Source organism: Microcella alkalica (assembly GCF_014595885.1).
GTDB classification, from domain to species: Bacteria; Actinomycetota; Actinomycetes; order Actinomycetales; family Microbacteriaceae; genus Microcella; species Microcella alkaliphila_B.
Map to the genome: position 1 here is coordinate 454,887 of NZ_JABUKC010000003.1, position 26,678 is coordinate 481,564.

Annotated in this window: 28 protein-coding genes; 14 read left to right on the forward strand and 14 right to left on the reverse strand. The window is 73.1% G+C overall.

Translation table 11 applies throughout. The features are described 5' to 3' along the window. Positions 1-25 precede the first annotated feature (25 nt). Complete coding sequence (locus ID804_RS09905; protein WP_317451254.1) at positions 26-2,476, forward strand: HAD-IC family P-type ATPase; 2,451 nt, start codon at positions 26-28, stop codon at positions 2,474-2,476. Positions 2,477-2,611: 135 nt separating this feature from the next. Here ID804_RS09905 and ID804_RS09910 read toward each other — a convergent pair whose 3' ends face one another. Both ID804_RS09910 and ID804_RS09915 read right to left on the reverse strand, forming a co-directional pair. Continuing rightward, the gene (locus tag ID804_RS09910; RefSeq protein WP_169079003.1) at positions 2,612-4,222 is read right to left on the reverse strand and encodes a solute symporter family protein; all 1,611 of its coding nucleotides are present in this window, start codon (positions 4,220-4,222) and stop codon (positions 2,612-2,614) included. Continuing rightward, positions 4,222-4,581, reverse strand: coding sequence for a DUF485 domain-containing protein (locus ID804_RS09915; protein WP_169079001.1), 360 nt, complete (start codon positions 4,579-4,581; stop codon positions 4,222-4,224). The genes ID804_RS09910 and ID804_RS09915 overlap by 1 nt, the downstream gene beginning before the upstream one ends. A gap of 207 nt (positions 4,582-4,788) precedes the next feature. On the opposite strand from ID804_RS09915, the gene ID804_RS09920 reads away from it, so the two are divergent. The 4 genes from ID804_RS09920 to ID804_RS09935 are packed head-to-tail and all read left to right on the forward strand — an operon-like array spanning position 4,789 to position 8,755. Then, entirely contained in the window at positions 4,789-6,012 is a 1,224-nt protein-coding gene (locus ID804_RS09920; RefSeq protein WP_169078999.1) for a sensor histidine kinase, read from the forward strand. A gap of 39 nt (positions 6,013-6,051) precedes the next feature. Next, positions 6,052-6,843 carry a LytR/AlgR family response regulator transcription factor gene (locus tag ID804_RS09925; RefSeq protein ID WP_169079758.1) on the forward strand — a complete coding sequence of 264 codons (792 nt, stop codon included), beginning with the start codon at positions 6,052-6,054 and terminating at the stop codon, positions 6,841-6,843. Further along, positions 6,840-7,283, forward strand: a complete 444-nt coding sequence (locus ID804_RS09930) for a heavy metal transporter (RefSeq protein ID WP_169078997.1) — start codon at positions 6,840-6,842, stop codon at positions 7,281-7,283. The genes ID804_RS09925 and ID804_RS09930 overlap by 4 nt, the downstream gene beginning before the upstream one ends. Further along, positions 7,280-8,755 (forward strand): sodium/solute symporter, encoded by a 1,476-nt coding sequence (locus ID804_RS09935; protein WP_169078994.1) that lies wholly within the window; start codon positions 7,280-7,282, stop codon positions 8,753-8,755. The genes ID804_RS09930 and ID804_RS09935 overlap by 4 nt, the downstream gene beginning before the upstream one ends. 210 nt (positions 8,756-8,965) lie before the next feature. Here the strand turns inward: ID804_RS09935 and ID804_RS09940 are convergent, their stop codons facing one another. From ID804_RS09940 to ID804_RS09955, 4 genes are all read right to left on the reverse strand, one after another. Then, positions 8,966-9,934 carry a DMT family transporter gene (locus tag ID804_RS09940; RefSeq protein WP_317451255.1) on the reverse strand — a complete coding sequence of 323 codons (969 nt, stop codon included), beginning with the start codon at positions 9,932-9,934 and terminating at the stop codon, positions 8,966-8,968. An 83-nt stretch (positions 9,935-10,017) separates the two neighbouring features. Then, positions 10,018-10,332, reverse strand: a complete 315-nt coding sequence (locus tag ID804_RS09945; protein WP_169078992.1) for a chorismate mutase — start codon at positions 10,330-10,332, stop codon at positions 10,018-10,020. A gap of 71 nt (positions 10,333-10,403) precedes the next feature. After that, the gene (locus ID804_RS09950) at positions 10,404-10,712 is read right to left on the reverse strand and encodes a chalcone isomerase family protein (RefSeq protein ID WP_169078990.1); all 309 of its coding nucleotides are present in this window, start codon (positions 10,710-10,712) and stop codon (positions 10,404-10,406) included. Continuing rightward, positions 10,709-11,497: a hypothetical protein gene (locus ID804_RS09955; protein ID WP_169078988.1), complete on the reverse strand. Its 789-nt coding sequence runs from the start codon at positions 11,495-11,497 to the stop codon at positions 10,709-10,711. The genes ID804_RS09950 and ID804_RS09955 overlap by 4 nt, the downstream gene beginning before the upstream one ends. Before the next feature lie 123 nt (positions 11,498-11,620). On the opposite strand from ID804_RS09955, the gene ID804_RS09960 reads away from it, so the two are divergent. Further along, positions 11,621-12,064 carry a four-helix bundle copper-binding protein gene (locus tag ID804_RS09960; RefSeq protein ID WP_169078986.1) on the forward strand — a complete coding sequence of 148 codons (444 nt, stop codon included), beginning with the start codon at positions 11,621-11,623 and terminating at the stop codon, positions 12,062-12,064. A gap of 27 nt (positions 12,065-12,091) precedes the next feature. Here the strand turns inward: ID804_RS09960 and ID804_RS09965 are convergent, their stop codons facing one another. Continuing rightward, entirely contained in the window at positions 12,092-13,012 is a 921-nt protein-coding gene (locus ID804_RS09965; protein ID WP_169078984.1) for a hypothetical protein, read from the reverse strand. A 118-nt stretch (positions 13,013-13,130) separates the two neighbouring features. Here ID804_RS09965 and ID804_RS09970 point away from each other — a divergent pair, with 118 nt between their 5' ends. Beyond that, a complete protein-coding gene (locus ID804_RS09970) occupies positions 13,131-13,940 on the forward strand; it encodes a glycosyltransferase family 2 protein (protein ID WP_169078982.1) in 810 nt (269 codons plus the stop codon). On the opposite strand, the gene ID804_RS09975 is transcribed toward ID804_RS09970, so the two are convergent. Beyond that, on the reverse strand, positions 13,937-15,223 hold the full coding sequence (locus ID804_RS09975; RefSeq protein WP_169078980.1) for an adenylosuccinate synthase: 1,287 nt from the start codon (positions 15,221-15,223) through the stop codon (positions 13,937-13,939). The two genes, ID804_RS09970 and ID804_RS09975, sit on opposite strands and share 4 nt — an antisense overlap. 84 nt (positions 15,224-15,307) lie before the next feature. Further along, complete coding sequence (locus ID804_RS12445) at positions 15,308-15,934, reverse strand: TetR/AcrR family transcriptional regulator (RefSeq protein ID WP_169078978.1); 627 nt, start codon at positions 15,932-15,934, stop codon at positions 15,308-15,310. Positions 15,935-16,025: 91 nt separating this feature from the next. On the opposite strand from ID804_RS12445, the gene ID804_RS09985 reads away from it, so the two are divergent. Together ID804_RS09985 and ID804_RS09990 are read left to right on the forward strand one after the other, a co-directional pair. Next, the gene (locus ID804_RS09985) at positions 16,026-17,342 is read left to right on the forward strand and encodes an MFS transporter (RefSeq protein WP_169078976.1); all 1,317 of its coding nucleotides are present in this window, start codon (positions 16,026-16,028) and stop codon (positions 17,340-17,342) included. Positions 17,343-17,574: 232 nt separating this feature from the next. Then, complete coding sequence (locus tag ID804_RS09990; protein WP_169078974.1) at positions 17,575-17,997, forward strand: DUF3253 domain-containing protein; 423 nt, start codon at positions 17,575-17,577, stop codon at positions 17,995-17,997. Between the two features lie 84 nt (positions 17,998-18,081). Here ID804_RS09990 and ID804_RS09995 read toward each other — a convergent pair whose 3' ends face one another. Further along, a complete protein-coding gene (locus ID804_RS09995; protein WP_169078972.1) occupies positions 18,082-18,450 on the reverse strand; it encodes a nuclear transport factor 2 family protein in 369 nt (122 codons plus the stop codon). Between the two features lie 46 nt (positions 18,451-18,496). Continuing rightward, a complete protein-coding gene (locus tag ID804_RS10000) occupies positions 18,497-19,165 on the reverse strand; it encodes a TrmH family RNA methyltransferase (protein ID WP_169078970.1) in 669 nt (222 codons plus the stop codon). 57 nt (positions 19,166-19,222) lie between these two features. On the opposite strand from ID804_RS10000, the gene ID804_RS10005 reads away from it, so the two are divergent. Both ID804_RS10005 and ID804_RS10010 read left to right on the forward strand, forming a co-directional pair. After that, complete coding sequence (locus ID804_RS10005) at positions 19,223-20,134, forward strand: DNA-methyltransferase (RefSeq protein WP_169078968.1); 912 nt, start codon at positions 19,223-19,225, stop codon at positions 20,132-20,134. 44 nt (positions 20,135-20,178) lie between these two features. Beyond that, positions 20,179-20,976, forward strand: a complete 798-nt coding sequence (locus ID804_RS10010) for an HAD-IIA family hydrolase (protein ID WP_169078966.1) — start codon at positions 20,179-20,181, stop codon at positions 20,974-20,976. Between the two features lie 32 nt (positions 20,977-21,008). Here ID804_RS10010 and ID804_RS10015 read toward each other — a convergent pair whose 3' ends face one another. Both ID804_RS10015 and pyrE read right to left on the reverse strand, forming a co-directional pair. Beyond that, a complete protein-coding gene (locus tag ID804_RS10015; protein ID WP_169078964.1) occupies positions 21,009-21,824 on the reverse strand; it encodes a hypothetical protein in 816 nt (271 codons plus the stop codon). 13 nt (positions 21,825-21,837) lie between these two features. Beyond that, positions 21,838-22,386: an orotate phosphoribosyltransferase gene (pyrE, locus tag ID804_RS10020; RefSeq protein ID WP_188219189.1), complete on the reverse strand. Its 549-nt coding sequence runs from the start codon at positions 22,384-22,386 to the stop codon at positions 21,838-21,840. Positions 22,387-22,486: 100 nt separating this feature from the next. Here pyrE and ID804_RS10025 point away from each other — a divergent pair, with 100 nt between their 5' ends. Both ID804_RS10025 and ID804_RS10030 read left to right on the forward strand, forming a co-directional pair. Further along, positions 22,487-23,323 (forward strand): exodeoxyribonuclease III, encoded by an 837-nt coding sequence (locus ID804_RS10025; protein WP_169078963.1) that lies wholly within the window; start codon positions 22,487-22,489, stop codon positions 23,321-23,323. Between the two features lie 58 nt (positions 23,324-23,381). Beyond that, positions 23,382-24,017, forward strand: coding sequence for a DedA family protein (locus ID804_RS10030; protein ID WP_317451256.1), 636 nt, complete (start codon positions 23,382-23,384; stop codon positions 24,015-24,017). A gap of 16 nt (positions 24,018-24,033) precedes the next feature. Here ID804_RS10030 and ID804_RS10035 read toward each other — a convergent pair whose 3' ends face one another. Then, positions 24,034-24,957: an AEC family transporter gene (locus ID804_RS10035; protein WP_169078961.1), complete on the reverse strand. Its 924-nt coding sequence runs from the start codon at positions 24,955-24,957 to the stop codon at positions 24,034-24,036. A 225-nt stretch (positions 24,958-25,182) separates the two neighbouring features. Here ID804_RS10035 and ID804_RS10040 point away from each other — a divergent pair, with 225 nt between their 5' ends. Continuing rightward, a complete protein-coding gene (locus ID804_RS10040) occupies positions 25,183-26,664 on the forward strand; it encodes a DUF6421 family protein (RefSeq protein WP_169078959.1) in 1,482 nt (493 codons plus the stop codon). Positions 26,665-26,678: the final 14 nt, after the last annotated feature.

Consider the following 26,678-nt stretch of genomic DNA (forward strand, 5'->3'; position numbering starts at 1 on the left):
GACCCCGCGGGCTAGGCTCGCGCTCGTGACGAGCATCACGGGGCTCAGCCGCGCCGACGTGCGCGCGCGACGCGACCGCGGTGAGATCAACACGCTGCCCAACGACACCGGACGCTCGCTGTGGCGCATCCTGCAGGCGAACCTGTTCACGCTCTTCAACGCGATCGTCGGCGGCAGCTTCCTCGTGCTGCTCGCCCTCGGCTACTGGCAGGATGCCCTGTTCGGCTTCTTCGTCATCGCCAACGTCGCCATCGGGGTCGCGCAGGAGTTCCGGGCCAAGGTGACCCTCAGCCGGCTGGCGGTGCTCAACGCTCCGCGGGCGAGAGTCCTGCGCCGGGCATCCGACGACCATGACGGCGAGGTCGAGGAGGTCGCCATCGCCGACGTCGTGCTCGACGACGTGCTCGTGCTCGCCGCCGGGGACCAGGTCGTCGCCGACGCCGTCGTGCTGCAGTCGTCGGGACTCGACGTCGACGAGTCGCTGCTGACCGGCGAGGCCGACCCGGTGCCATCGCCCGCGGGCCGGGAGCTGCTGTCGGGGTCGATGGTCGTCGGCGGCAGCGGGCTCGCGCGGGTGATCCGCGTCGGCGCCGACTCGTATGCGAGCCGCATCACTGCCGAGGCGAAGCAGTTCTCGCTCGTCGGCAGCGAGCTGCGCGACTCGATCGCGCGCATCATCCGCTGGATCAGCATCGGCCTGCTGCCGGTCGGCGCGATCGTCGTCAACGGGCAGATGCAGGCGGTCGGCGGGTGGGAGGCCGCGCTGGAGTCGGGCGCCTGGCGCGAGGCCGTCGTCGCGGCGACCGCGAGCATCATCGCGATGGTGCCGCAGGGCCTCGTGTTCATGACCTCGGTCGCGCTCGCCGTCGGCGCCGTGAAGCTGTCGCGCCGCGAGGTGCTCGTGCAGGAGCTCGCCGCCGTCGAGGGCCTCGCCCGCGTCGACATGCTCTGCCTCGACAAGACGGGCACGCTCACCGAGGGCGGGCTGGCGCTCGACTCGGTAGTGCCTCTGGCTGACACGGCGGGGTGGGATGCTGCGCTCGCCGTCTTCGCGGATGATCGCGACGCCAACGCCACGGCCCGCGCTCTCGGCGAGCGCTTCGGCTCGGGGGCGGGCTCGGCGGCCGCTGCCGCGGTGACTCCCGCCGTGGTCGCACGAGTGCCGTTCTCGTCGCAGCGCAAGTGGAGCGCCGCGCAGCTCGCCGACCCCGCCGGCAGCTGGCTGCTCGGCGCCCCCGACATCGTGCTCGGGTCGTCGACGGGCGAGGCGGTCGACGCCACGCTCGCGCAGTGCCACGAGCTCGCCGCGAGCGGCCTGCGCACGCTCGTGCTCGCGCGCTCGACCGCCGCCCTCACGACGGTCGCCGGCACCGGGGCCGACGAGCACGGGGTGATCGAGGCGCGCGAGGCCGTCCTCCCTGCCGGGCTCGAGCCGGTCGCCGTCGTCACATTCCGCGAGCGGGTGCGGGCGGATGCGCACGAGACGCTGCAGTTCTTCCGCGAGCAGGGGGTGAGCATCCGCATCATCTCGGGCGACGACCCGAGAACGGTCGCCGCCGTCGCGCGCGAGGCGGGCGTCGACCACGCCGGCGACGGCTTCGACGCGCGGCAGCTGCCCGAGGGCGTCGCCGAGCTCGACGAGGTCATGGCGCGCGAGCACGTCTTCGGGCGCGTCACCCCGGAGCAGAAGAAGGCGATGGTGAAGTCGCTGCAGCGGCTGGGCTACACCGTCGCGATGACGGGCGACGGAGTCAACGACGCGCTCGCGCTCAAGCACGCTGACATGGGCATCGCCATGGGGTCGGGGGCGCCGGCGACCCGGGCCGTCGCGCGCCTGGTGCTGCTCGACGGGCAGTTCAGCCGGCTGCCGCGCATCGTCGCCGAGGGGCGGCAGGTGATCGCGAACGTCGAGCGGCTGGCGAAGCTGTTCCTGTCGAAGACGGTCTACGCGATCCTGTTCGCCGTCGTGTTCGGGGCGTTGCTGTGGCCGTTCCCGTTCCTGCCCCGGCAGCTGTCGGTCGTCGACGGGCTCACGATCGGGCTGCCCGCGATCGTGCTCGCGCTGCTGCCGAACGCGCGCGTGTACCGGCCCGGATTCCTGCGCCGGGCGGCGCGGTTCTGCATCCCCTCGGGCGTGCTCGTCGCGGCGACCGTCATCGGGGTGGTGACGTACGCGTATGCGGTAGTGGATGCTCCCGCCGACGAGGTGCAGACGACCGCGGTCATCACGCTCACGCTGTCGGCGCTGTGGGTGCTCGTGATCCTCGCTCGGCCGCTCTCGCGCGTCACGCTGCCGATCGTGCTGGCCGCGTACGCGGGACTCGTGGTCGTGCTGTCGATCCCGCTCGCGACCGATTTCCTGCAACTCGCGGCGCCCCCGCCGACCGAGCTGCTCGTCGTCGCGGTCGGCGCCTCGCTCGCCTGCTCGCTCGCGCTCGAGGTGCTGCACCGCGCGATCGGCCGCGCGACCCGCTGAGCCGCGGCCGCGCCCCGCGCCCCGCGCCCCGACAGCGCAGCACGACGGAGGGCCCTCACCACCACCCGGTGAGGGCCCTCCGTGTCGTTGCGGGGCGGGCGGACCAGGCTTCCGCCCGCCCCGAACCCTGTGTCGCTAGTGCGCGACCGACTTCTCGGCGCCGACGCCCGTGAGCGAGCGCACCTCCATCTCGGTCTGCTTCGCTGGGTCCTCCGTGCTGCGGTCGAGCACCGACCCGAGCCAGCCGAGGAAGAACGCCAGCGGGATCGACACGATGCCGGGGTTCGACAGCGGGAAGATCGCGAAGTCGACGCCCTGGATCATCGACCGCTCGCCGCCCGAGACGACGGGCGAGAGCGAGATGAGGATGATCGCCGAGGCGAGACCGCCGTACATGCTCCACAGCGCGCCCTGGGTGGTGAACTTCTTCCAGAACAGCGAGTAGACGATCGTCGGCAGGTTCGCCGAGGCGGCGACGGCGAAGGCGAGCGCGACGAGGAACGCCACGTTCTGCCCGTTCGCGCCGATGCCGCCGAGGATGGCGACGATGCCGATCACGACGACGGTGCGGCGCGCGACCTTGACCTCAGCCCCGGGTGCGGGGTTGCCCTTCTTCACGACGCTCGCGTAGATGTCGTGCGAGAACGACGCCGCCGCGGTGATGGTGAGGCCGGCGACCACGGCGAGGATCGTCGCGAACGCGATCGCCGAGATGATGCCGAGCAGCACCGAGCCGCCGAGCTCGAAGGCGAGCAGCGGGGCGGCCGAGTTCGGTCCGCCCGGTGCGGCGGCGATGCGCTCCGCGCCGATGAGGGCGGATGCTCCGTACCCGAGCACGAGCGTGAACAGGTAGAAGATGCCGATGAGCCAGATGGCCCACACGACGCTCTTGCGGGCCTCCTTCGCCGTCGGCACCGTGTAGAAGCGCATGAGCACGTGCGGCAGGGCCGCGGTGCCGAGCACGAGCGCGAGGCCGAGCGACAGGAAGTCCAGGCGCGTGATGTCGCTGAGCCCGTACTGCAGGCCCGGCGCGAGCACGGCCGGGTTGCCCGAGGTCTCGACGGCGTTGTCGAGCAGCGTCGACAGGTTGAAGCCGTTGAGCGCGAGCACCCAGATCGTCATGATGCCGGCACCGGCGATGAGCAGCACCGCCTTGATGATCTGCACCCACGTGGTGCCCTTCATGCCGCCGACGAGCACGTAGAGGATCATGAGCGCGCCGACGACGGCGATGACGACCGACTGGCCGATGCGGTCGTTGATGCCGAGCAGCAGGGCGACGAGGCCGCCCGCGCCCGCCATCTGGGCCAGCAGGTAGAAGAAGCAGACGACGAGGGTCGAGATCGCTGCGGCGATGCGCACGGGGCGCTGCTTGAGGCGGAACGCGAGCACGTCGGCCATCGTGAACTTGCCGGTGTTGCGCAGCAGCTCGGCGACGAGCAGCAGCGCGACGACCCACGCCACGAGGAAGCCGATGGAGTAGAGGAATCCGTCGTAGCCGTTGAGCGCGATCGCGCCGACGATGCCGAGGAACGACGCCGCCGAGAGGTAGTCGCCCGCGATCGCCGAGCCGTTCTGGCCGCCCGTGAACGAGCGGCCGGCGGCGTAGTAGTCGGCGGCGGTCTTGTTGTTCCGCGAGGCGCGGAACACGATGACCATCGTGATCGCGACGAAGACGCCGAAGATCGCGATGTTGAGGATGGGGTCGCCGGGCGCGGCCGGCGGAGCGACGGTGAGCTGCAGCATCAGCGCACGCCCTCCTTCGTCTCGAGACGGTCGCGGATGGCCGCGGCGTCAGGGTCGAGGTGCTTGTTGGCGTACGAGACGTAGACCATCGTGATGATGAACGTCGTCGCGACCTGGGCCAGGCCCAGCAGGATGCCGATGTTGACGCTGCCGAACACCGGCGTCGCCATGAAGTCTGGGGCGTAGCCGGCGAGCAGCACGTAGGTGAGGTACCAGAGCAGGCACGCCGCGGTCACCGGCAGCACGAAGCTGCGGTGCTTGCGCTTCAGGCGCCGAAACTGCTCCGATTCCTGGGTCTCTCGGAACACCTCGGCCGAGTGGCCGGACGAGTGCTCCACGTTCAGGGCGTCGTTGCCCATGGGATCTCCTCGAGAGGTCGCGGCAGCGACGACGGCGACGCTGCCGATTCTGGTGGCGGAACGCCCGTCAGCATCCCCCGATGACGGGCCACGGGCATCCGGATGCGCGCTCGTCGTCGGCGGGCGGCGTCGTGCGTGCGACGAACGGCGCGCAGGCCGCCGCCCAGCGCCCCCGCCCCGCGCCCCGATCGCCTACCGTGGAGCCCGATGACCGAGTCAGTGCTGCTCGCCCTCGCCGTCGGCGTGCTCGTCGGCGTCGCCGCGGCGGTGCTGCTCGTCGTCGCGTGGCGCGTGATCCGGCTCTCGCGCGAGATGGGCACGGCCGCCGAGCGGGCCACCTACCAGACGCTGCACCTGGCGAGCCAGGCGGCGACGCACGTGCGCGGCGGCCTCGACTCGGGCGACCCGCAGCGCGCCGTGCGACCGCTGCGGCAGCTGCTCGACTGCCGCGTGCTCGCGCTCGCCGACGACCACGGCGTGCTCGCGATCGACGCCGGCCCGGCCGACCAGCGCCTCGCCGACCACCTGCGCGCGACCGCCGAGCGGCTCGCCGCCGAGGTGCGGGCGGGCGACCGGCCGCAGGTGTTCCGCGGCATCGACCCGACCGGCCGCGGGGTGCAGGCGACGGATGCCGTGGCCGCCCCGATCATCGCCGGCGATCGCACCGCAGGCGCGATCGTCGCGTTTTCGCCCGCGGTGAAGCCGGGGCTCGTGCGCGCGACGGGCGAGGTGGCCGAGTGGCTCGCGGCGCAGCTCGAGCTCGGCGAGCTCGACGCGAGCCGCGCCGCGCTCGCCGAGGCCGAGGTGAAGGCGCTGCGCAGCCAGATCAGCCCGCACTTCATCTACAACGCGCTCACGGCGATCGCCTCCACGATCACGACGAACCCGCCGCGCGCCCGCGACCTCGTGCTCGAGTTCGCCGACTTCACGCGGTACTCGTTCCGGCGGCAAGGCGACTTCACGACCCTCGCCGACGAGCTGCGCAGCGTCGACAGCTACCTGCAGCTCGAGCGAGCGCGCTTCGGCGACCGCCTGACCCTCACGCTGCAGGTCGCGCCCGAGGTGCTCAGCACGGTCATCCCGTTCCTCAGCGTGCAGCCGCTCGTCGAGAACGCGGTGCGGCACGGCCTCGAGCCGAAGCCCGACGGCGGCCGCATCACGATCCGCGCGAGCGACGCCGGCGCGTTCGCCCTCGTCGAGGTCGAGGACGACGGGGTCGGCATCGATCCCGAGCGCCTGCGGGGCATCCTCGCCGGGCGGCCGTCGGCCGACCACGTGGGGGTGCGCAATGTGGATGCTCGCCTCCGGCAGCTCTACGGCGACGAGCACGGCCTCGTGGTCGAGACGAACCTCGACGCGGGCACGCTCGTGCGCATGCGCGTGCCGAAGTCGCAGCCGCAGAACACGACCGCGCCCCGGTCTGCCGGCTGAGGCGAGCCGGGTGCGAGGATGTCAGCCGTGACCGACCCGATGACCGTGCTCGTCGCCGACGACGAGCAGCCCGCGCTCGACGAGCTGGTGTACCTGCTCGGGCACGACGCGCGCATCGGGCGCATCCTGCGCGCCTCGAACGGGGCCGACGCGCTGCGCACGCTCACGCAGGAGGCGGTCGACGCCGTCTTCCTCGACATCCACATGCCCGGTCTCAGCGGCATCGACCTCGCGCAGGCGCTCGGCCGCTTCGACCGGCGGCCGCCGTTCGTGTTCGTCACCGCCGACGAGGAGCGGGCGCTCGAGGCCTTCGACCTCTCGGCGGTCGACTACGTGCTGAAGCCGGTGCGCGCCGAGCGGCTCGATCGCGCCGTGACGCGCCTGCTGGATGCTCGGACCGCCGCCGCCCGGGCATCCGCCCTCGACGGCCCCGGGTCGACGACGGTGCCGGCGAGCGCCGCAGCCGCCGCCGCGCCCACGGCGACCACCCCCGCGCTCGTCGCGGTGAGCCTCGGCGGCACGACGCGCATGATCCGGCAGGACGCCATCCAGTACGTGCAGGCGCAGGGCGACTACGCGCGCCTGCACACCGACGACGGCAGCTACCTCGTGCGCGTGCCCATGAGCGACCTCGAGCGGCAGTGGGCGGCGGCCGGGTTCGTGCGCATCCACCGCTCGTACCTCGTGTCGCTCGCGCACGTGTCGCGACTGCGGCTCGGCGCGAGCAGCCCGACCGTGCTCGTCGGCGGCACCGAGCTGCCCGTGAGCCGACGCCTGCTGCCGGCGCTGCGCGATCGCGTCGCCGCCAACCGCATCCGGCCGCGAGCGTGAGCGGGCCCGACGAGCGGCCGGAGCCCGCGCCGAGCCCCGGCCCCGCGCCGCTGCCGCGTGTGCGGGTCACGGCGCCGCGACCCGGCGAGCCGATCGCGGCCCCGGCGGAGCATCCGTCGATCGAGCGCAGCGACACGGCGACCGTCTACGTGCGGTCGCTCATCCGGTCGCAGCTGCGCCTCGCCATCGTCTGCGCGACCGGCTTCGTGGTGAGCCTCGGGATGCTCTGGCTCGTGCTCGCCGCCGCCCCCGCGCTCGACGGGGTGCTGCTGCTCGGGGCGCCGGTGTCGTGGCTGCTGCTCGGGTTCGGGGCGTATCCGGCGATCCTCGCCTTCGCGCTCATCTTCCTCGTCGCGTCGACGCGCAACGAGGCCGGGTTCCGCTCGCTCGTCAGCGCGGGGTCCGACGGCGGCCCCGAGACGGCCGGGGCGGCGCCGTGAACCCGGTGATCGGCTACGTCGCGATCGCCGCGGTGACGGTCGCGACCGCGCTCATCGGCTTCTTCGGTCTGCGCATCTCGCGCACGACGCAAGACTTCTACGTCGCCTCGCGCACCGTGCGGCCGTGGTGGAACGCCTCGGCGATCGGTGGCGAGTACCTGTCGGCGGCGAGCGTGCTCGGCATCGCGGGGCTCATCCTGCTGCAGGGATCGGGCGGGCTGTGGTTCCCGATCGGGTACACCGCCGGGTACCTCATGCTGCTGCTGTTCGTGGCGGCGCCGCTGCGGCGGTCGGGGGCGTACACGATCCCCGACTTCACGGGCGCGCGGCTCGAATCGCTCGCGGTGCGACGCATCACGACGGTGCTCGTGATCCTCATCGGGTGGTTCTACATCGTGCCGCAGCTGCAGGGGGCCGCGCTGACGATCCGCATCACGACGGGACTGCCGTCCTGGACGGGCGCCCTCGCCGTGGCCGTGATCGTCGGCCTCATCGTCGCGGCGGGCGGCATGCGCTCGATCACTTTCGTGCAGGCGTTCCAGTTCTGGCTCAAGCTCACGGCGATCGCGGTGCCGGTGGTCTTCCTGCTCATCACGGTGGGGGGCGAGGGCGGGCCGGCCGTCGATCCGGCGCGGGCGTTCCCGGCGGCGCTGGGCCCCGCATCCCTCGACCTGTACGCGACGGCGTCGCTCGTCGTCGCGCTGCTGCTCGGCACCATGGGGCTGCCGCACGTGCTCGTGCGGTTCTACACGAACCCCGACGGGCCGGCCGCTCGCCGCACGACCCTCATCGTGCTGGGGCTGCTGTCGGTGTTCTACGTGTTCCCGACGATCGTGGGGCTGCTGGGGCGGGCGCTCGCCCCCGAGCTGGCGACGCCGGGCGAGGCCGACGCGCTCGTGCTCGTGCTGCCGGGCATGGTCGTCGGAGGCTGGCTGGGCGACCTGCTCACCGCGCTCGTCATCGCGGGAGCCTTCGGCGCCTTCCTCTCCACCTCGTCGGGCCTCGTCGTCTCGCTCGCGGGCGTCATCTCGCAGGAGCTCGCCGGCGGCTCGGTGCGCGGGTTCCGCGTCGCCGCGATCCTCTCGTCGCTCGTGCCGCTCGCCGTCGCGCTGCTGCTCGAGCCGGGCGGGCTCGCCGGCAGCGTCGGGCTCGTGTTCGCCTTCACGGCGTCGACCCTGTGCCCGGTGCTCGTGCTCGGCATCTGGTGGCGGGGGCTGACGGCGCGCGGCGCCATCGCGGGGATGCTCGGCGGCGGCCTCGCGTGCGGCACCGCCATCCTGCTCGGGCCGCTCCTGGCGGCTGCCGGCGGTGCGCCCGCGTTGATGCTCGCCGCGCTCGCCCAACCCGCGGCGTGGACGGTGCCGCTCGCCTTCGCCCTCACCGTCGCGGTGTCGCGCCTCGACCGGCGCCGCACGCCCCGCGGCGCGGAGCGCTTCCTCGCCAGGCTGCACGTGCCCGAGGGCGCCGCATAGCGCGGCGGCGCGCTCCGCGCGCGTGCCGCGCCCGCGCCGCGCCCGTCGCCCCAGCCGCGCGCCCCCGCCCGAGCCGCACACACCACTGTTCACGGCACTCACTGCGCCGCAACCCGTGGTGTGTGCCGTTTTCCGCAGTGAGTGCTGCCGCGCATCCCGCGTCCGGCGCCCCGGCGTCCAGCGCTCCGGCGTCCGGCGCACCGGCGCCCCTCAGCCCGCGCGCCGCGCCCCCAACCCGACTCGCCCCCACCGCAGCCGTCGCTGCGCGAGCAGCACTCCGACGATGACGAGCGCGGCGCCGACGGGCTCGTTCCAGACGAGCACCTCGCCGAGCACGACGATCCCGAGCACGACGCCGACGACGGGCGTGATGTAGGTGACGGTTGACGCCCGAGTGGCGCCCCAGGCGCGCACAACGTTCTGGTTCCAGACGTAGGCGAATCCGGTGCCGAGGGCGCCGAGCAGCACGATGGCGACGATGACGCCGAGGTCGAGCCGCAGCGGCACCGGGCTCACGACCGGCGTGACGACGAGCAGCACGACGGCCGCGACGCCGATGTAGACGAACGTGAACGCGACGGCCGAGACTCCGGTGTCGGTGAGGTACCGCCGCATGTACGACAGGCTGAAGCCGTAACAGGCGGTCGCGCCGAGCATGGCGAGCTGCGGCAGCAGGTCGCCGCCGAGCTCGATGCCGCGCCACGGCCCGATGATGACGATGACCCCCACGATGCCGATCGCGATGCCGAGCACCTGCGCCCGCGTGAGCCGCTCGACCCGCAGCACGAGCGCCGCGATGATCGCCGTCATGATGGGCGTCGTCGCGTTGTAGACGCTCGCGAGCCCGGAGGCGACCGACTGCTGCGCCCACGCGAACAGCAGGTACGGCAGCACGCAGAATGTGACGCCGATGACGGCGAGGTGCCCGTAGATGCGCCCCCACGCGGGCAGCCGGTCGCGCGTGACGAGCACGATGAGCCCGAGCGTGACGGCGCCGAGCAGCGCGCGCCCGGCGGCGACCTGCACGAACGTCATGCCGGTGAGCGCGATCGCGATGAACAGGAAGCTCGCGCCCCAGACCAGCCCCGACAGCGCGAACTGCGCCGCGACCCAGCCGTCGCGGGCGCGGGCCGACAATGCGGGGGCGGATGCTCCGCTGATGCTCTCGGGGGTGCTCACGTGCCGACGCTAGCGGCTCGCACCGACGGCACGACGCTCGCGCGAGCGCGACGGCGGGAACCCGCGCGCGCCGCCGGTGACTCCTACGGCTCGTGCGTCGCGACGGCGCCCGTCGAGGCGATCTGCTCGTGGTGGTGGATCACCTCGGCGACGATGAACGCGAGGAACTTCTCGGCGAAGGCCGGGTCGAGCTCGGCGTCGGCGGCGAGGTCACGCAGCCGCGCGACCTGCACGCGCTCGCGCTCGGCATCCGACGGCGGCAGGCCGACCGTGGCCTTGAGCCGGCCGACGGCCTGGGTGCACTTGAACCGCTCGGCGAGCAAGTGCACGAGCGCGGCATCGATGTTGTCGATGCTCTTGCGCAGCGAGGTGAGTTCGGCGTGGGCCGCGTCGTCCATGCTCCGATCGTACGGGCGAGTCCGTCGACACGACGAAGCGGTCGGCGCACCACGTCGACGCGACGACCGGCTCAGTCCTCCGCGAGCTCCGTCTCGGCGCGCTGCGCCCACACGTCGAGCTCGTCGGCCTCGATGGCTCTGATCGCCTCGTCGACCTCGGCCGGCGTCACGAGGCCATCGGCGACGGCCTGCTCCACGTCACCGTCGGCGAGCAGCACCGCCGCGAGCAGCACGCCGCGCGCCGTCAGGTCGCTCGGCAGCTCGCTCGCGAGGATCGGGTGCGGGCTCGGTGCAGCATCCGTCACCCCCGCGCACGCGGTCAGGGCGAGCGCGACGATCGCGACGATCGAGACGGCGAGGGATGCCCTCGCCCGCATCACTTCCCGCCCGGCTTGCCGGCGTGGTCGGGCTTGCCGCCCCCGCCGCCGTTGCCCGGGTTCTCGGGCTTCTCGGGCTTCCCCGACTTCTCGGGCTTGCCCGGCTTCGACTCGTCGGCGGTCTCGCCGCTCTCGGTCTCGGCGTCACCGGTTTCCGCCTCGACCTCGTCGAGGGCGCGCTCGAGGCGCGCTGCGTCGCGGGCGTCGACGCGCTCCTGCGTGCGCTCGAGCTTGGTGAGGGCCTTCTCGAGGCGGCGGTCGAGCTCGGCCTGGGCCGCGGCGCGCTCCTCCTCGGGCAGCGCGGCGATGGCCTCGTTCTGCGACTGCAGGAACTCCACGAGCGTCTCGGCGAAGGCCACCTGCAGGCGGCCGGAGAACGCGACGGCGCAGTCGCCCTTGCCACCCTCGGCCTCGGCGCGGCAGGCGTCGAACTCGGTCTTCACCTCGGCGAAGGCCGTGCGCCACAGCTCGGCGCGCTCGTTCCAGGCGAGGAACGACTCCTCGAGCTCCTCCTCGCCCTCCTCGGTGCCGTCGCTGGTCTCGTCGCCCTCGGACTCGTCAGCCTCGGTATCGCCCTCGTCGCCGCCCTCGTCGAGCGCGTCGTCGAGCATCTCCTCGCCGGCGAGGTCGTCGACGAGCTCGTCGCTCGCCTCGACACCGAGCGACGCGAGCGCCGACTCGACGGTCGAGCGCACGTCAGCGGCGTACGCGGCGGTGCCGATGCCGCCCACGAGCAGCACGGCCGCGGCGGTGCCCGCGGCGAGACTCAGCAGTCGTCGCTCCCCCATGGAGCGCACTTTACTCCCCGCCCCGCCCGGAGGCGCGCCCGCGAACGGGGGGCACCGTAACGGCCGCGACGACGGTCGGCAACGGGGTGGGGGCTCTCGGATGCCCGGGGCTACCGTGCGCGCATGACCGACCACACCGCATCCCCCGATTCCGCTTCCGGCCAGACGCTCATCGAGCGCATCTCGTTCAGCCATCCCCGTTCCGGCGATGAGGGCCGCCTCTACGCCGAGGCGCTGCAGGCCCTCGCCGACTGCGCGACGGCGTGCACGGTGTGCGCCGACGCGTGCCTGAGCGAGCCGAATGCCGCCGAGATGATCGAGTGCGTGCGCGTCGACCTGCTGTGCGCTGCGGTCTGCGCCGCGACGACGCAGGCCGTGGCGGGAGCTCCCGAGGAGCACTCCTCGATCATGCGAGCGCAGCTGGAGGCCTGCATCGAGGCGTGCCGCTCGTGCGCCGCCGAGTGCGAGCAGCACGCCGGCCACCACGAGCACTGCCGACTGTGCGTTGAGGCCTGCCGCCGCTGCGAGCGGGCCTGCGCGGCGCTGCTCGAGGTCATCGGCCGCTGACCGCCGCTGGCTCGAGCCGGCCCGCGCTCAGCCGGCCGGCTCGAGCTGCGAGACCTCGGCCTCGCGCACGGCGAGGGCCGCGGCGCTCAGCACGCGATCCTCGTCGATGAGGTCGCAGGGGCGCAGGGCGCTCTCGGCGTGCATCCACGCGTCGAGGGCGTGCGCCGCGGCGGCGTGCTCCGCGAGGCGGCGGGCGTCGCGCACGAGCTTGCGGGCCTCGGTGCGGGCCGCGGGCTGCGGAGCCGCCACGGCGGGCACCCCGAGCCGCAGCTCGGCGGCGGCGATGCAGAGGGCGAGCGGCACGGCGGGCTCCGTCGCGGAACCCTCCCCACGCGGGCGACGCCGCGCGGGCGCGGTCGCGGCGTACATCGTCGCCGTCGTGCGGGCGGTGAGCACGCGCACGTCGACCGCGTCGACGTAGTGGCCGGTGCCGCAGTCGAGGCCCGCGCGCTGCAGCGCCGTCACGAGCTCGGGCGCCATGACGCCCTGCGCGGTGACGGCGGCGATGGCGAGGAACTCGTCGAGCTCGGCCTCGGTCGCCTCCTCGGCGAGGAAGGCCTCGAGCTTCTCGACGCCGTCGAGGTCGCGGGCGCCGCGGCGCTCGAGCTGGTCACGCAGCGCCTCGTCGAGCGCGGATTCGAGCGTCGAGCGCACGTCACGGAGGATGCCGTCGTCGGCCCAGCGGGCATCCACGTGCTCGATGCCTGTGTCGGCGAGGGCGTGCAGCACGAACAGGGCGAGCTGCAGGTCGTCGTCGACGAGGATGTCGCGGCTGTTGATGACGGCGCGCTCGACCTGCGCGTCGAACGACGACACGATCGGCGGCTGCCCGACGGGGCCGGTGATGACGGCGACGAGCGCCGCGCTCACGGGGCCGCGGGGGGTCGGGATGGCCATCGGCTCGCGCGCAGCGAGCCGCGGTGCGGGGGCAGCGGAGAGGGTGGTCATGCCAGCGACCGTAGGCAGACGGTGAAAACCCTGACAGGGGCTTGACACCGTCGCGAGCGGTCGATGGGGTCGAGGGGCGCCGCGGGCAGCGAGCCCGCGCACGACAAAGGGGAGCCCGATGACCGACCAGGCCGAGCGGACCGCGCAGCCGAGCACGGCATCCGTCGACCTCGCGATCTCGGTGGTCGTGCCGGTGCGCGACGACGCCGCCTACCTCGAGCGCTGTCTGCGGATGCTCGCCGCGCAGTCGCACGCCCCGCTCGAGGTGATCGTGGTCGACAACGGCAGCTCCGACGGCTCGGGTGACGTCGCGCGCAGGCTCGGCGCGCGCGTCGTCGAGCAGCCGCAGGTGGGCATCCCCATCGCGAGCGCGACCGGCTACGACGCCGCTCGGGGCGCCGTCATCGCGCGGCTCGACGCCGACAGCCAGCCGGGGCCGGAATGGGTCGCCACGGTCGCGCGACTGTTCGCCGAGCATCCGGAGGCGGAGGCGGTCACCGGCAGCGGCCTGCTCGTCACCGACGACGGCGAGGTGCAGCCCGTGCGCTCGCGGCTCTACCTGGGGCCGTACTTCGCGCTCGTGCGCTCGGCGCTCGGCAACCGGCCCGTCTTCGGCTCGGCGATGGCGCTGCGCGCCTCGACGTGGTCACGGATCAGCGGCGAGGTGTGCCGGCACGACGCCGCCGTGCACGACGACATGGATCTCAGCGTGCACCTCGGCCCGGCCGCCGTCGTGCGCTTCGACGACGCGCTCACGGTGCCGATCTCGGCGCGACCGCTCGACGGCGTGCGGCCGATGCTGCACCGCTGGCGGCGCGGGTTCCACACGCTCGCGCGGCACTGGCCCCGCGAGCACCCAGTGGGGCGGCACGTGCGGCGGATGCGCGCTCGCGCTGCCTCGCGGCGGGCGCGGGTCGCGGGGCGCTAGTCGAGCAGGGCGTGGCGCACGACGATCTCGTCGCGGCCAGGCCCGACGCCGATCGCCGAGATGCGCGCGCCGCTCATCGCCTCGATGGCGAGCACGTACTCCTGCGCGGTCTTCGGCAGATCGTCGAACGTACGGGCCCCCGAGATGTCCTCCGACCAGCCGGGCAGCTCTTCGTAGATGGGCGTCGCGTGGTGGAAGTCGCTCTGCGAGACAGGCAGCTCGTCGAACCGCACGCCGTCGACGTCGTAGGCGACGCAGACGGGGATGCGCTCGAGCCCGGTGAGCACGTCGAGCTTCGTCATGACGTAGTCGGTGACGCCGTTGATGCGCGCCGAGTAGCGCGCGATGGGGGCGTCGTACCAGCCGCAGCGGCGCGGGCGGCCCGTCGTCGTGCCGTACTCGTGGCCGTTGGCGCGCAGGAACTCGCCCGACTCGTCGAACAGCTCGGTCGGGAAGGGGCCGGAGCCGACGCGCGTCGTGTACGCCTTCACGATGCCGATGACGCGGTCGATGCGATTCGGCGCGATGCCCGAGCCGGTCGCGGCGCCGCCCGAGGTCGCGTTCGAGCTCGTCACGAACGGGTAGGTGCCGTGGTCGACGTCGAGCATCGTCGCCTGGCCGCCCTCGAAGAGCACAGTCTCACCGCGCTCGAGCGCCTCGTGCAGCTCGAGCGCCGTGTCGACGACCATCGGGCGCAGCCGCTCGGCGTACGACAGCAACTCGTCGACGATCTCGTCGACGGTGATCGCGCGCCGGTTGTAGACCTTCACGAGCAGGTGGTTCTTCTGGTCGAGGGCGCCCTCGACCTTCTGGCGCAGGATGTTCTCGTCGAACAGATCCTGCATGCGGATGCCCACGCGGTTGATCTTGTCGGCGTACGTCGGGCCGATGCCGCGACCGGTCGTGCCGATCTGCCGCTTGCCGAGGAAGCGCTCGGTCACCTTGTCGAGCGTGCGGTGGTAGTGCGTGATGACGTGCGCGTTGGCGCTGATGCGCAGCTTCGACACGTCGACGCCGCGGGCCGCGAGCGCGTCGAGCTCCTGGAAGAGCACCTCGATGTCGATGACCACGCCGTTGGCGATGACCGGCGTCACACCCGGCGTCAGGATGCCGCTCGGCAGCAGGTGCAGCGCGTACTTCTCGTCGCCGACGACGACCGTGTGGCCGGCGTTGTTGCCGCCGTTGAACTTCACGACGTAGTCGATGCGGCCGGCGAGGAGGTCGGTCGCCTTGCCCTTGCCCTCGTCGCCCCACTGGGCGCCGATGATGACGGCGGCTGGCATGGTGGTCCCTTCAGGTGGATGGGGATTGCACCCCAGCCTATCGGGCGGGGCGGATGCTCGGCCGAGATAGCCCCGTCGTGCGGCTCAGCCGAGCCACTGGCCGCGCGCCGGCGCGCGGCCCGCCGCCGCGAGGCTGCCGGGCGCGATCGCGAGGCGGGCCTCGACGGCGCCGAAGACGATGTCGTCGGCCTCGCGGGCATCCACGATGCTCATCGCGTGGGCCTGCACGGCCAAGCCGTCGGCGAGCGCCGTGAGCATGCGCGAGTCGGCGTCGACGTCAGCGGTGGATGCGGCTCCCGCGGCGACGGCGCGCCGGATCACGTCGGCGAGGATCCGCTCGCAATCGCGGTGGTGGCGTTCGAGCGCGGCGGCGAGCGCGGGGTTGCGCGGGGCTTCGCTCCACGCGTCGATCCAGACCAGGTAGTGGTCCTCCGGGGTGGTCGAGAACCACGCGGCGAGCGCCGCGATCGGGTCGAGCCCGGCGAGCAGCTGCTCGTCGCTCGCGAGCTCGGCCGTGACGGCGTGGTCGAAGGCGGCGGCGACGAGCTCGTCGCGGCCGGCGAAGTAGTGGCGGATCAGCCCGTGCGCGATGCCGACCTCGGTCGCGACGTCGCGCAGGGTGACGCTCGCGAAGCCCTTGCGCGCGACGATGCGGAGGGTCGCGCCGATGATCTGCTCGCGGCGCTCCTCCGAGCTCTTGCGTTCTGCCACGCCTCGAGCCTACGCGCCCGTTGTCCGCGCGGATAAGAAGTGCTACCGTTATTGTCCAGTTGGACAATATTGGAGCGGGAGAATGACGACCATGCAGGGGCCCACGACCGTGGCGACCGAGGCGTACGACGCCGGCGGGGCGCGCGCGTCGCGGCTGCTCGTGCCGAGCGTCGTCGCCGCGATGGTGCTGCTGTCGTCGGCGTCGTTCGTCGTGTTCCCGCTCATCCCCTCGCTGCAGGGCTCGCTCGGCGTCAGCACGGCCGAGGTCGGCTACCTCGCCGCGGCGGGCTTCGCCGCCGCGCTCATCGCCGAGCTGCTCGTCGCGCCCGCCGCCGACCGCGGCCACGCCCGACTCATGGCCGTCATCGGCGTCATCATGGTGGCCGGTTCGCTCGCGCTCAGCGCCGCCGCGACCGAGGGATGGCACCTCATCGTCGGGCGCGCGATCGGAGGCTTCGGCTTCGGCATCTTCGTCATCGCCGCGAGCGCGCTCATCGTGCGGTTCGACCCCGCGCGCAGTGGCGAGCTACTGGGGCGCCTCGGCGCCGCGGAGCTCGCCGGCATCGCGGTCGGGCCGCTCGCCTCGGGGCTCGCGCTGGCCGTGGCCGCGCCGGCGGCGATCCTCGCCGCGTCGGCGGTCGTCGTGCTCGTCGCCCTCGTGCCGGTCGTGGCGGGGTTCCGCGAGGCGACCGCGCAGGGGGCGAGCGAGCGCGCGGTCGGCGACGACCCGCATCCCCCCACCGGCGGCATCGCCGCGGGCGTCATCGGGCTCGACGGCACCGACGCCGACCGAGGCCTGCGGTTCGGGTCGAGCGTCCCGCGCACGAGCCTCGACCTGCTGCGCAACCCGCGCATCGTCGGCATCGTGCTGCTCTACGCCGCCGTCATGGTGCCGACCGGAGCCTACGACGGCGTCTGGCCGCGCTTCATGGCCGACATCGGCGCCGACCCCGTGCTCACCGCCCTCAGCTACGCGCTCTTCGCTGTGCCGTACGTGCTCGTCGCCGGGTGGGCGGGGCGACTCGCCGACCGCCGCGGCGGCGTCTCGGCGTACGCGCGCGGGCTGCTGATCCTGCTGCCGATCGTGCTGCTGTACGGCGTCGTGGCGAACCCGTTCGTCGCGACCGGCATGGGCTTCGTCGAGTCGACCGGCCAGGCGCTCGCCTTCATCGGCGCCGCCGCGGCCATGGCGCACGCCGTCGACCCGGCCCGCGCCGGCTCGGCCCAGGGGCTGCTGCGCGGCATCGGACTCGCCGCCGCGACCGTCGCCGCCGCCGTGTCGGGCCTCGCGTACGAGAGCGGCGGGGCGCTGCTGCTCTTCGGCGGCACCGCCGCGGCCGTCGCGCTCATCGCCGCGGCGGGGCTGCTGCTCGCGCGCACGCGCCGCGGCCGCGCCCGCTCGCGCTGATCGGAGCTGCCGCGCCGACCGCGGGCCCCGCCGGTCGTCGATGATGCGGTCTGCAGGAGTGCGCGCACCCCGCTCGCTCGAGAGGTCCGCATCGTCGCGGTCAACGACCCGGTGAGATAGCGCCCACTCCTGCAGATCGCATTCGGCCGATCATCGGGTGCCGGCGGGACGTGGGCCAGGGCGACGGCGGATGCTCGGAGCGCGCTCGGCCGAGCGCCGCAGAATGGCGGGCATGGGCCGACAGCGCGAGCCGCGCGACTCCGGGGGCGAGCGCGCCGACAAGGTGTGTCGCTCGTGCGGGCGCCGCATCGAGTGGCGCGCGGCGTGGGCGCGCAACTGGGACGAGGTCGCCTACTGCAGTGACGCCTGCCGGGCCCGCAAGGTGCGGCCGGTCGATCGGGAGCTCGAGCAGAGCATCCGCCAGCTTCTGGGTGAGCGCGCCGCGACCGCCACGATCTGCCCGAGTGAGGCGGCGCGGGCCGTCGCCGCGCGGCAGGGCGGCGCGAGCGACGACGCCTGGCGCGCGCTGATGGAGCCCGCGCGGCGCGCCGCCCGGCGACTCGTCGCGGCGGGCGAGGTCGAGATCACGCAGGGCGGCAGGGTCGTCGACCCGTCGACGGCGAAGGGTCCGATCCGCATCCGTCGCGCGCGCTGAGCGGCGAGCCTGGGGCGCCGCGCGTGCGCGACCCCCGCGACCCGGCGCACGCGGCGCGGCGAGCCGCGGGCGCCCACCCGCCCCCTACCGGATGCGCGTCTGCTGGTGCACCGCCACCCGCCAGCGCCCCTCGACGTAGACGTACGTCGTCGCGAGGCGCCGCTCGAACACCTGCGCGCCGCGGTGGGCGACGACGCGGTAGACGAGCACGGCCGCCCGCTCGCCGAGCCGCACGATGCGGTGCTCGCTCATCGCGTACGAATCCCAGGTCTGGCCTTCGAGGGCGGCGATGACGGCGTCGCGCTCGATGATGCCGTCCTCGACGATCATCACCCCGTCGGGCGTCATCGCGTGGTGGTAGAAGGTGCCGCCGTCGCCTCGGCAGACCGCGTCCCACCCCTCGTGCTCCTGGTGGATCAGCTGGGCCGGAAGATCGTCGGTGATCGCGGTCATGCCGACAGGCTAGACCCGGCCGGCCGGTCGGGGGCGCGGCGACCCGTCAGGCGCGCGCCGACGCATCGGGCGACGGATGCTCGCCCGCGGCCGCGTGCACCCGCACCCACTCGTGCATGACGATCGCCGCGGCGGCGCTCGCGTTGATCGACCGCGTCGACCCGAACTGCCGGATCTCGACGACCCGGTCGGCGGCGGCGAGCGCCTCGGGCGACAGCCCGGGCCCCTCCTGGCCGAACAGCAGGATGCACTCGCGCGGCAGGGGCGCGGCATCCACCGCCACCGACCCGGGCACGTTGTCGACCGCCACGATCGGCAGGTCGGCGTCGCGCGCGAACGCGATGAGGTCGTCGATGGTGGGGTGGTGGCGCACGTGCTGGTAGCGGTCGGTGACCATGGCGCCGCGCTTGTTCCAGCGGCGGCGGCCGACGATGTGCACTTCGGCGGCGAGGAAGGCGTTGGCGCTGCGCACGATCGAGCCGATGTTGAGGTCGTGCTGCCAGTTCTCGATCGCGACGTGGAAAGGGTGCCGGCGGGCGTCGAGGTCGGCGACGATCGCCTGCATGCTCCAGTAGCGGTAGCGGTCGATGACGTTGCGGGTATCGCCGTCGCGCAGCAGTTCGGCGTCGAACTGCGGGCCGGTCGGCCACGGCTCCGCGTGCGGGCCGACCCCGTGCGCGGTGCGCTCGGGGTGCGGCTGGGCGGGCTCGGTCACCACCCCAGGCTAGGGCGGGCGGCCGTCGCCGCACCGCGCGGCTGTTAACCTCGCCCCATGACGCCGGAGCCCGCCCCGCTCTGGACCCCTGCCCACCCCGAGCCCGAGCTACTCATCCACGGCGACAACCTCGCCGCGATGCGACGGATGCCCGACGCGAGCGTGCGCATGGTCTACCTCGACCCGCCGTTCAACACGGGCCGCGCGCAGCTGCGCCGCACGACGAGCCACAGCCGAGCATCCGCCCCCGAAGACGCCCCCGCCGACCCGAGCGCCCCCGCGCCCGCCCCGGCCGCCTGGCAGGGCTTCGGCGGCGAGAGCTACGTGCGCACGGTCGAGGCGCTCACGAGCTACGACGACCGCTTCGCCGACTACTGGGCCTTCCTCGCCCCGCGCCTGCAGGAGGCGCACCGCCTGCTCGACGACCGCGGCACGCTCTACCTGCACCTGGACTACCGCGAGGCGCACTACGCGAAGGTCGCGCTCGACGCACTGTTCGGCCGCGACCACTTCCTCAACGAACTCATCTGGGCGTACGACTACGGCGCGAAGAGCCGCCGACGCTGGCCGACGAAGCACGACACGATCCTCGTCTACGTGAAAGACCCCGACCGGTACCACTTCGACTCGACCGCGGTCGACCGCGAGCCGTACATGGCGCCGGGCCTCGTGACCCCCGAGAAGGCGGAGCGCGGCAAGCTGCCCACCGACGTGTGGTGGCACACGATCGTCGGCACGACGAGCCGCGAGAAGACCGGCTACCCGACGCAGAAGCCGCTCGGCATCCTGCGCCGCATGATCCAGGCGTCGACGCAGCCGGGCGACTGGGTGCTCGACCCCTTCGCCGGCAGCGGCACGGCGGCGGCGGCCGCGCGCGCGCTGGGGCGGCGCAGCGTCAGCATCGATGCGAGCGCGGATGCGGTGGCCGTGATCGAGCGCCGCCTCGCGCTGACCGCGCATCGCCTCTGAATCTCGCCCCGGGCATCCCGACCCCCCTGGGTAGGGTTTATGGCATGCGAGACCGACGCGAGATCGAGTGCTGGCTCACCGACATGGACGGCGTGCTCGTCCACGAGAACACCGCGCTGCCGGGGGCCGCCGACCTCATCAGGCAGTGGCGCGACACCGGCACCCCCTTCCTGGTGCTCACGAACAACTCGATCTTCACGCCGCGCGACCTCGCCGCGCGCCTGCGCGCGAGCGGCATCGACGTGCCGGAGGAGGCCATCTGGACCTCCGCCCTCGCGACGGCCGACTTCTGCGCCAGCCAGATGCCCGGCGGCAGCGCCTTCGTCATCGGCGAGGCCGGCCTCACGACCGCCCTGCACGAGGCGGGCTTCATCATGACCGAGACGAACCCCGACTACGTCGTCGTCGGCGAGACCCGCAACTACTCGTTCGAGGCCATCACGAAGGCGATCCGCCTCATCAACAACGGGGCGCGCTTCATCGCGACGAACCCCGATGCGACCGGCCCGAGCGCCGACGGCGTGCTGCCGGCGACCGGCGCGATCTCGGCGCTCATCACGAAGGCGACCGGCAAGCACCCCTACGTCGTGGGCAAGCCGAACCCGATGATGTTCCGCTCGGCGATGAACCGCATCGGCGCGCACAGCGAGAACACGGCGATGATCGGCGACCGCATGGACACCGACGTCGTGGCGGGCATCGAGGCGGGCCTCTACACGATCCTCGTCATGACGGGCATCGCCGATGAGCGCGAGATCGCGCGGTACCCGTTCCGGCCGACCGAGATCCTCGCCGGCGTGCACGAGCTCGTGAGCGCCGAGCCGATCGAGGCCGAGCTCTAGCGCGACGGCAGACGGTCCCGGCGCGCCCGGGCTCAGCGCGCCGGCGCGACCGAGCCGGTGAGCGGCTCGAGGCTGGAGCGCGTCACGAAGCAGAACCAGTCGCGCTCGCCCGCGGCCCACGCCTCGGCCGAGACGGGGTAGGCGGCGAGCACGACGATGTCGGCGTAGGCGCCGGCGGCCGCGAGGTCGATCGCGCTCGAACCCCCGCACACGATGGGCACCTGCGCGGCGAGCGCCTCCTCGCCCGGGTACGCCGTCGCGGGGTCGTCGCTGATGGGCCCGCGCCAGGTCAGCTGCGCGGGGTGCGGCTGCGCGCAGTCGACGACCGTGTACTCGAGCTGCCAGGGGTCGACCCACGGGTCGAGGCATTCGCCGCCGGCGAGCGCCGTCCACTCCACGACGCCGGGGGCGGCGGGCGCGGTCGGCCGGGGCGGCGCGGTAGACGGCTCGGGGCTCGGCGTCGCGCTCGGGGTCGGCTCGACGCTCGGGCTCGGCTCGGGGGCGGGCGCCGCCGTCCACTCCGGGATGCGCGTGCCGAGCAGGAACAGCCCCGCCAGCACGGCAACCGCCCCGAGGGTGATCGCGACGATGACGAGGATGCCCGGGCGGCGCCGCGCCGTCTCGCGCGCCCGCGCGCGGCGGCTGACGATCGCGGCCGCGGGCTCGCCAGCGGCGACCTGCGGCGACCCGGCCGCTTCCGGGCCCGCGGCCTGCGGCTGATCGGCGAGCGCGAGCGCCTCTGTCGGCACGTCCGCGCTCCCGCCCGGCGGCACCGCCGGCATCGCCTCCGTCGGCACGTCGACCGCGTCGAGCGCCTCGGTCTCCGGGCTCTCGTCGCGGCGATCCATGGGCGGTGCGGCCCTACGCGAGCCCGAGGTCGGCGAGCCCGATCGCGGCGCGGTACTCGTAGCCCGCCTCCTCGATCACCTGCTGGGCGCCGGTCGCGCGGTCGACGACGACCGCGACGGCGACGACGGTCGCGCCGGCGGCCTCGAGGGCCCGCGCGGCGGTGAGCGGCGAGCCGCCCGTCGTCGAGGTGTCCTCCAGCACGATGACGCGCTTGCCAGCGACGTCGGGGCCTTCGACCTGCTTGCCGCGGCCGTGATCCTTCGGCTGCTTGCGCACGACGAACGCGTCGTACGTCTTGCCGAGGGCAGCGCCCTGGTGCAGCACGGCGGAGGCGATCGGGTCGGCGCCCATGGTGAGCCCGCCGACGGCGGCGATGTCGGGGATGTCGTCGATGAGGTCGACCATGACCCGCCCGATGAGCGGCGCGACGCGGTGGTCGAGGCTGACCTTGCGCAGGTCGATGTAGTACGAGGCCTTCTTGCCGCTCGTGAGCGTGAAGTCGCCGTGGAAGACGGCCTCGTCGCGGATGTACTGGATGAGCTGCTCGCGGGCGTCGGTCACGACGGCCAGCCTACCGAGGGGCTCCGGGCGACCCGTGCCGAGCATCCGCCGCCCCCATACCGTGACCGCGCCGTCAGCCGCCCCGAATACGCTTGCCCGCATGCGCATCGCCACCTGGAACGTCAACTCGATCCGCACCCGGCACGCCCGCGTCGTCGACTGGCTCGTGAACGCCGACGTCGACGTGCTCGCGATGCAGGAGATCAAGTGCAAGGACGAGCAGTTCCCGCGCGAGGGCTTCGAGGCGGCCGGCTACGAGGTCATCACGTGGGGCCTCAACCAGTGGAACGGCGTCGCGATTGCCAGCCGCCTGCCGATGACCGACATCGAGGTCGGCTTCCGCGGCCAGCCCGGCTTCGCGAAGGGGCATGAGGGGCCGGATGCCCCGCTCGAGGCTCGCGCGCTCGGCGCCTCGATCGACGGGGTGCGCGTGTGGAGCCTGTACGTTCCCAACGGTCGCGCCCTCGACGACCCGCACTACGACTACAAACTGCGCTGGCTGCGCGCCCTCGCCGACCACACCGCGGCGTGGATGCGCGAGCACCCGGGCGCCCCGCTCGCCCTCACCGGCGACTTCAACGTCGCGCCGACCGACGCCGACATGGGCGACCCGAGCTTCGTGCCCGGCGTCTCGACCCACATCTCGCAGCGCGAGCGCGAGGCCTTCGCGCACTTCGAGACGATCGGGCTCACCGACGTGGTGCGGCCGATCGTGCCCGAGGGCTACACCTTCTGGGACTACAAGCAGCTGCGGTTCCCGCGCAACGAGGGCATGCGCATCGACTTCATCCTCGGCACGCCCAGCTTCGCTGATCGGGTGGTGGATGCCCGCATCGAGCGCGAGCAGCGCAAGGGCGACGCCCCGAGCGACCACGTTCCCGTGCTCGTCGAGCTCGCGGGCGACGACGATGACGACGACCGCCCGATGATCTTCTGAGTGACCGCCGGGCCGCACCGGAGGCCCGGTCGAGGGGTCGCGGCTAGGCTCGTCACCCGTGGGTATCGACGAGTGGGCCATCGCCATCATGGAGTCGCTCGGCGTCGTCGGCGCCGGGCTGCTCGTCGCGATCGAGAGCCTGTTCCCGCCGATCCCGAGCGAGATCATCCTGCCGCTCGCCGGGTTCACGGCCAGCCAGGGCTCGTTCCCGCTCGTCGGCGCGATCGTGGCCACCACGATCGGGTCGCTCGTGGGCGCCCTCGGGCTGTACCTGCTCGGGCGCTACGTGGGCGTCGCGCGTCTGCGCCGCTGGGCCGACAGGGTGCCGCTCATGAGCTCGGGCGACGTCGACAAGGCGATGGTGTGGTTCGGCAAGCACGACAAGGTCGCCGTGCTCACGGGCCGGTTCGTGCCGATCGTGCGCAGCCTCGTGTCGATCCCCGCCGGTGTCGAGCGCATGAACCTGGGCCTCTTCCTGCTGCTGACGCTCATCGGCTCGGGGCTGTGGAACACGCTGTTCATCACGCTCGGGTTCCTGCTCGGCGAGAACTGGACGGTCGTCGAGGGCTTCATGGGGCAGTACTCGCGCGTCATCCTCGTCATCGCGGTGCTCGCGCTCGCGGTGATCATCGTGCTGCGCATCCGTCGCCACCGTCGCGAGAACCGCGCGGGCGATCCCAGCGCCGACATCTAGCCGCCGCCGACCCCCGTCAGCGCGGCGCGAGCAGCGCCGCCACGACGACGAGCGCGGGCACGGCGAGCGCCGTCGTGATGAGCACGGCGTCGCGCGCGACGACCGTGGCGCGGTCGAAGCGCTGCGCGTACTGGAACACGTTCTGCGCAGCCGGCAGCGCTGCGAGCGTGACGACCGTGAACAGCTGCTGCCCCTCGAGCCCGGCCGCGACGCCGACGCCCCACGCCGCGAGCGGCATGCCGACGAGCTTGAGCGTCGAGGCAAGCAGCACGTCGCGGCGCCCCGATCCGGGGGCGAGGATGCGCTGGCCGGTGAGCGAGAGCCCGAGCACGAACAGCACGACCGGCACCGCCGCGGCCCCCAGCAGCCGGAACGGCTCCATGACCGGGTCGGGCACCTCGAGGCCGGTGACGGCGATGACGAGCCCGAGGGCCGAGCCGATGATGAGCGGGTTGCGCACCGGCTGCGCGAGCACCCGACCAAGCGAGACCCGCCCGCTCGTCGACACGTCGAGGATCGTCAGCGCGATGGGCGCCAGCACGATGAGCTGCCAGAGGATGACCGGCGCGACGAGCGCGGGGTCGCCGAGCACGTACGCCGCGAGCGGCAGGCCGATGTTGTTCGCGTTCGTGTAGCCCGACGCGAGCGCCCCGATCGTGGACTCGGCCGCCCCGCGCCGCCACACCAGCCGCGCCACCACGACGTACGCGACGATGACGAGCGCCGAGGCCGCCGCCGACACGGGCAGCAGGGCGGAGAAGATCTGCCGCACGTCGGCGTCGGCGAGCACCGTGAACAGCAGCGCGGGCGAGAAGACGAAGAACGCCGAGCGGCCGAGCACCTGCGCGGCGTGGGGCCCGAGCACGCCCGTGCGGCCGGTGAGCCAGCCGACGGCGACGATCGCGCCGATGATCGCGAACCCCGTCAGCACTCCGGCCATGCGACCAGTCTTCCGGATGCCCGCGCGCGCTTCGTGCGCGCGCCGATCCGAGCGTGCAGCGGCCCGCAAACGCAACGAAGCTGCATCGGTCGCGGCAGCCGCGCGGCTCTCGTGCGCTGAGCGCAACCAAAATCGGCGGATTCCCGCATACGCTCGAAGGGCATCCGTCTCAGCGTGCCGTCGGCGCGCGCGGGTGCGCGTTCCCGAGCGACCGAAGGAGGACTCATGACCGACACCGCACGCATCGCCGCGCCCGTCATCGGAGAGCCCGAGGTCGTCGAGGACGCCAGCCCGCTCGAGGGCCCCACCGCCGTCGCGATCGTCGCCGACCCGCAGTGGGCGGCACTCAAGACGGCGGCCGAGGCGATTCGCCCGCACCAGATCAAGGACGGCTCGATCCCCGACGAGTCGGTGCACACCGAGGCGGCCCACCACGTCGGCGTCATCGTCGAGGCCCTGCGGCACTTCGCGCCGCGCATCCCCTACGACACCGACTACCTGCTCGCCGCCGCCCGCGACTTCGAGGCCTGGCGCGACGGCGGCTTCGGCGTGCCCGACTTCTACGACGCGCTCGACGCGTTCCGGCCCGCCGCGCAGCGTCGCGACGGCGTCGCGCACCTCGTCGTCTTCCCGATGTACACGCAGAACGGCTCGACCGACCGCCTCATCGAGGCCGTCGTGTTCGAGGTCATCTGGCCCGACTTCATCGCCGAGCTCGAGGCGACCGAGTACGGCAACGCCCTCTACCTGGGTCTGCGCTTCGCCGACTTCACGCCGGGCTACGACACCAACTCGGCCGTGCTCTTCCCCGAGTCGGTCGCCGTCACCCCGCGCGTGCCGGCCGGCGCCCCCGAGGGCTCGCCCGCGCAGCTGCCCGTCTTCACGTGGGGCGCGATCTTCGCCGACCGCGAGGCCGCCCGCTACCGCCGGGTCGTGCGCGCCGCCGCCGAAATCACCAAGCTCGAGCTGCCCGAGGGCGCCGCGCGCATGCTCGACGACCAGCAGCTCACCGAGCGCACGTTCGTGATGTGGGACATGATCCACGACCGCGCCCACATGCGCGGCGACCTGCCGTTCGACCCGTTCATGATCAAGCAGCGCATGCCGTTCTTCCTCTACACGCTGGAGGAGCTGCGCTGCGACCTCACCGCCTTCCGTGAGGCCGTGCGCCTGCAGCGCGACCCCGCCACGGATGCCGTCACGCGCGAGCACGCCCAGCTGGTGCAGTACGCGGTCATCTTCGATCGCATCTTCCGCTTCTCGATCACCGGCAGCCGCACCCGCAACTACGACGGCGTCGGCGGCCAGCTGCTCTTCGCATGGATGCACCAGAAGGGCGTGCTGCACTGGACCGACACGCAGCTCGCCATCGACTGGGAGGCCGTGCCCGACGTCGTCGTCGCGCTCAGCGACGCGATCAACGACCTCTACTGGGCCTCGATCGACCGCCCGAAGGGCGCGCACTGGCTCGCCGCGTACGAGCTCGTCTCGTCGACGCTGACCCCGCACCCCGCCTCGCGCTGGGCGAAGGGGCTGCCGCAGGAGGTGCTCGAGGGTCCGCTCAAGGGCTGGACCGACCTCGTGATGGACGACGAGTTCCCGCTGTCGATGTTCTTCGAGGCGCTGCAGAAGAAGATGGCGGTCGTCATCGAGTCGACCGCCGGCATCACGGGGTCTATGGACACCGCCGCGACCGACGCCGCATGAGTGCGGAGGCTAGC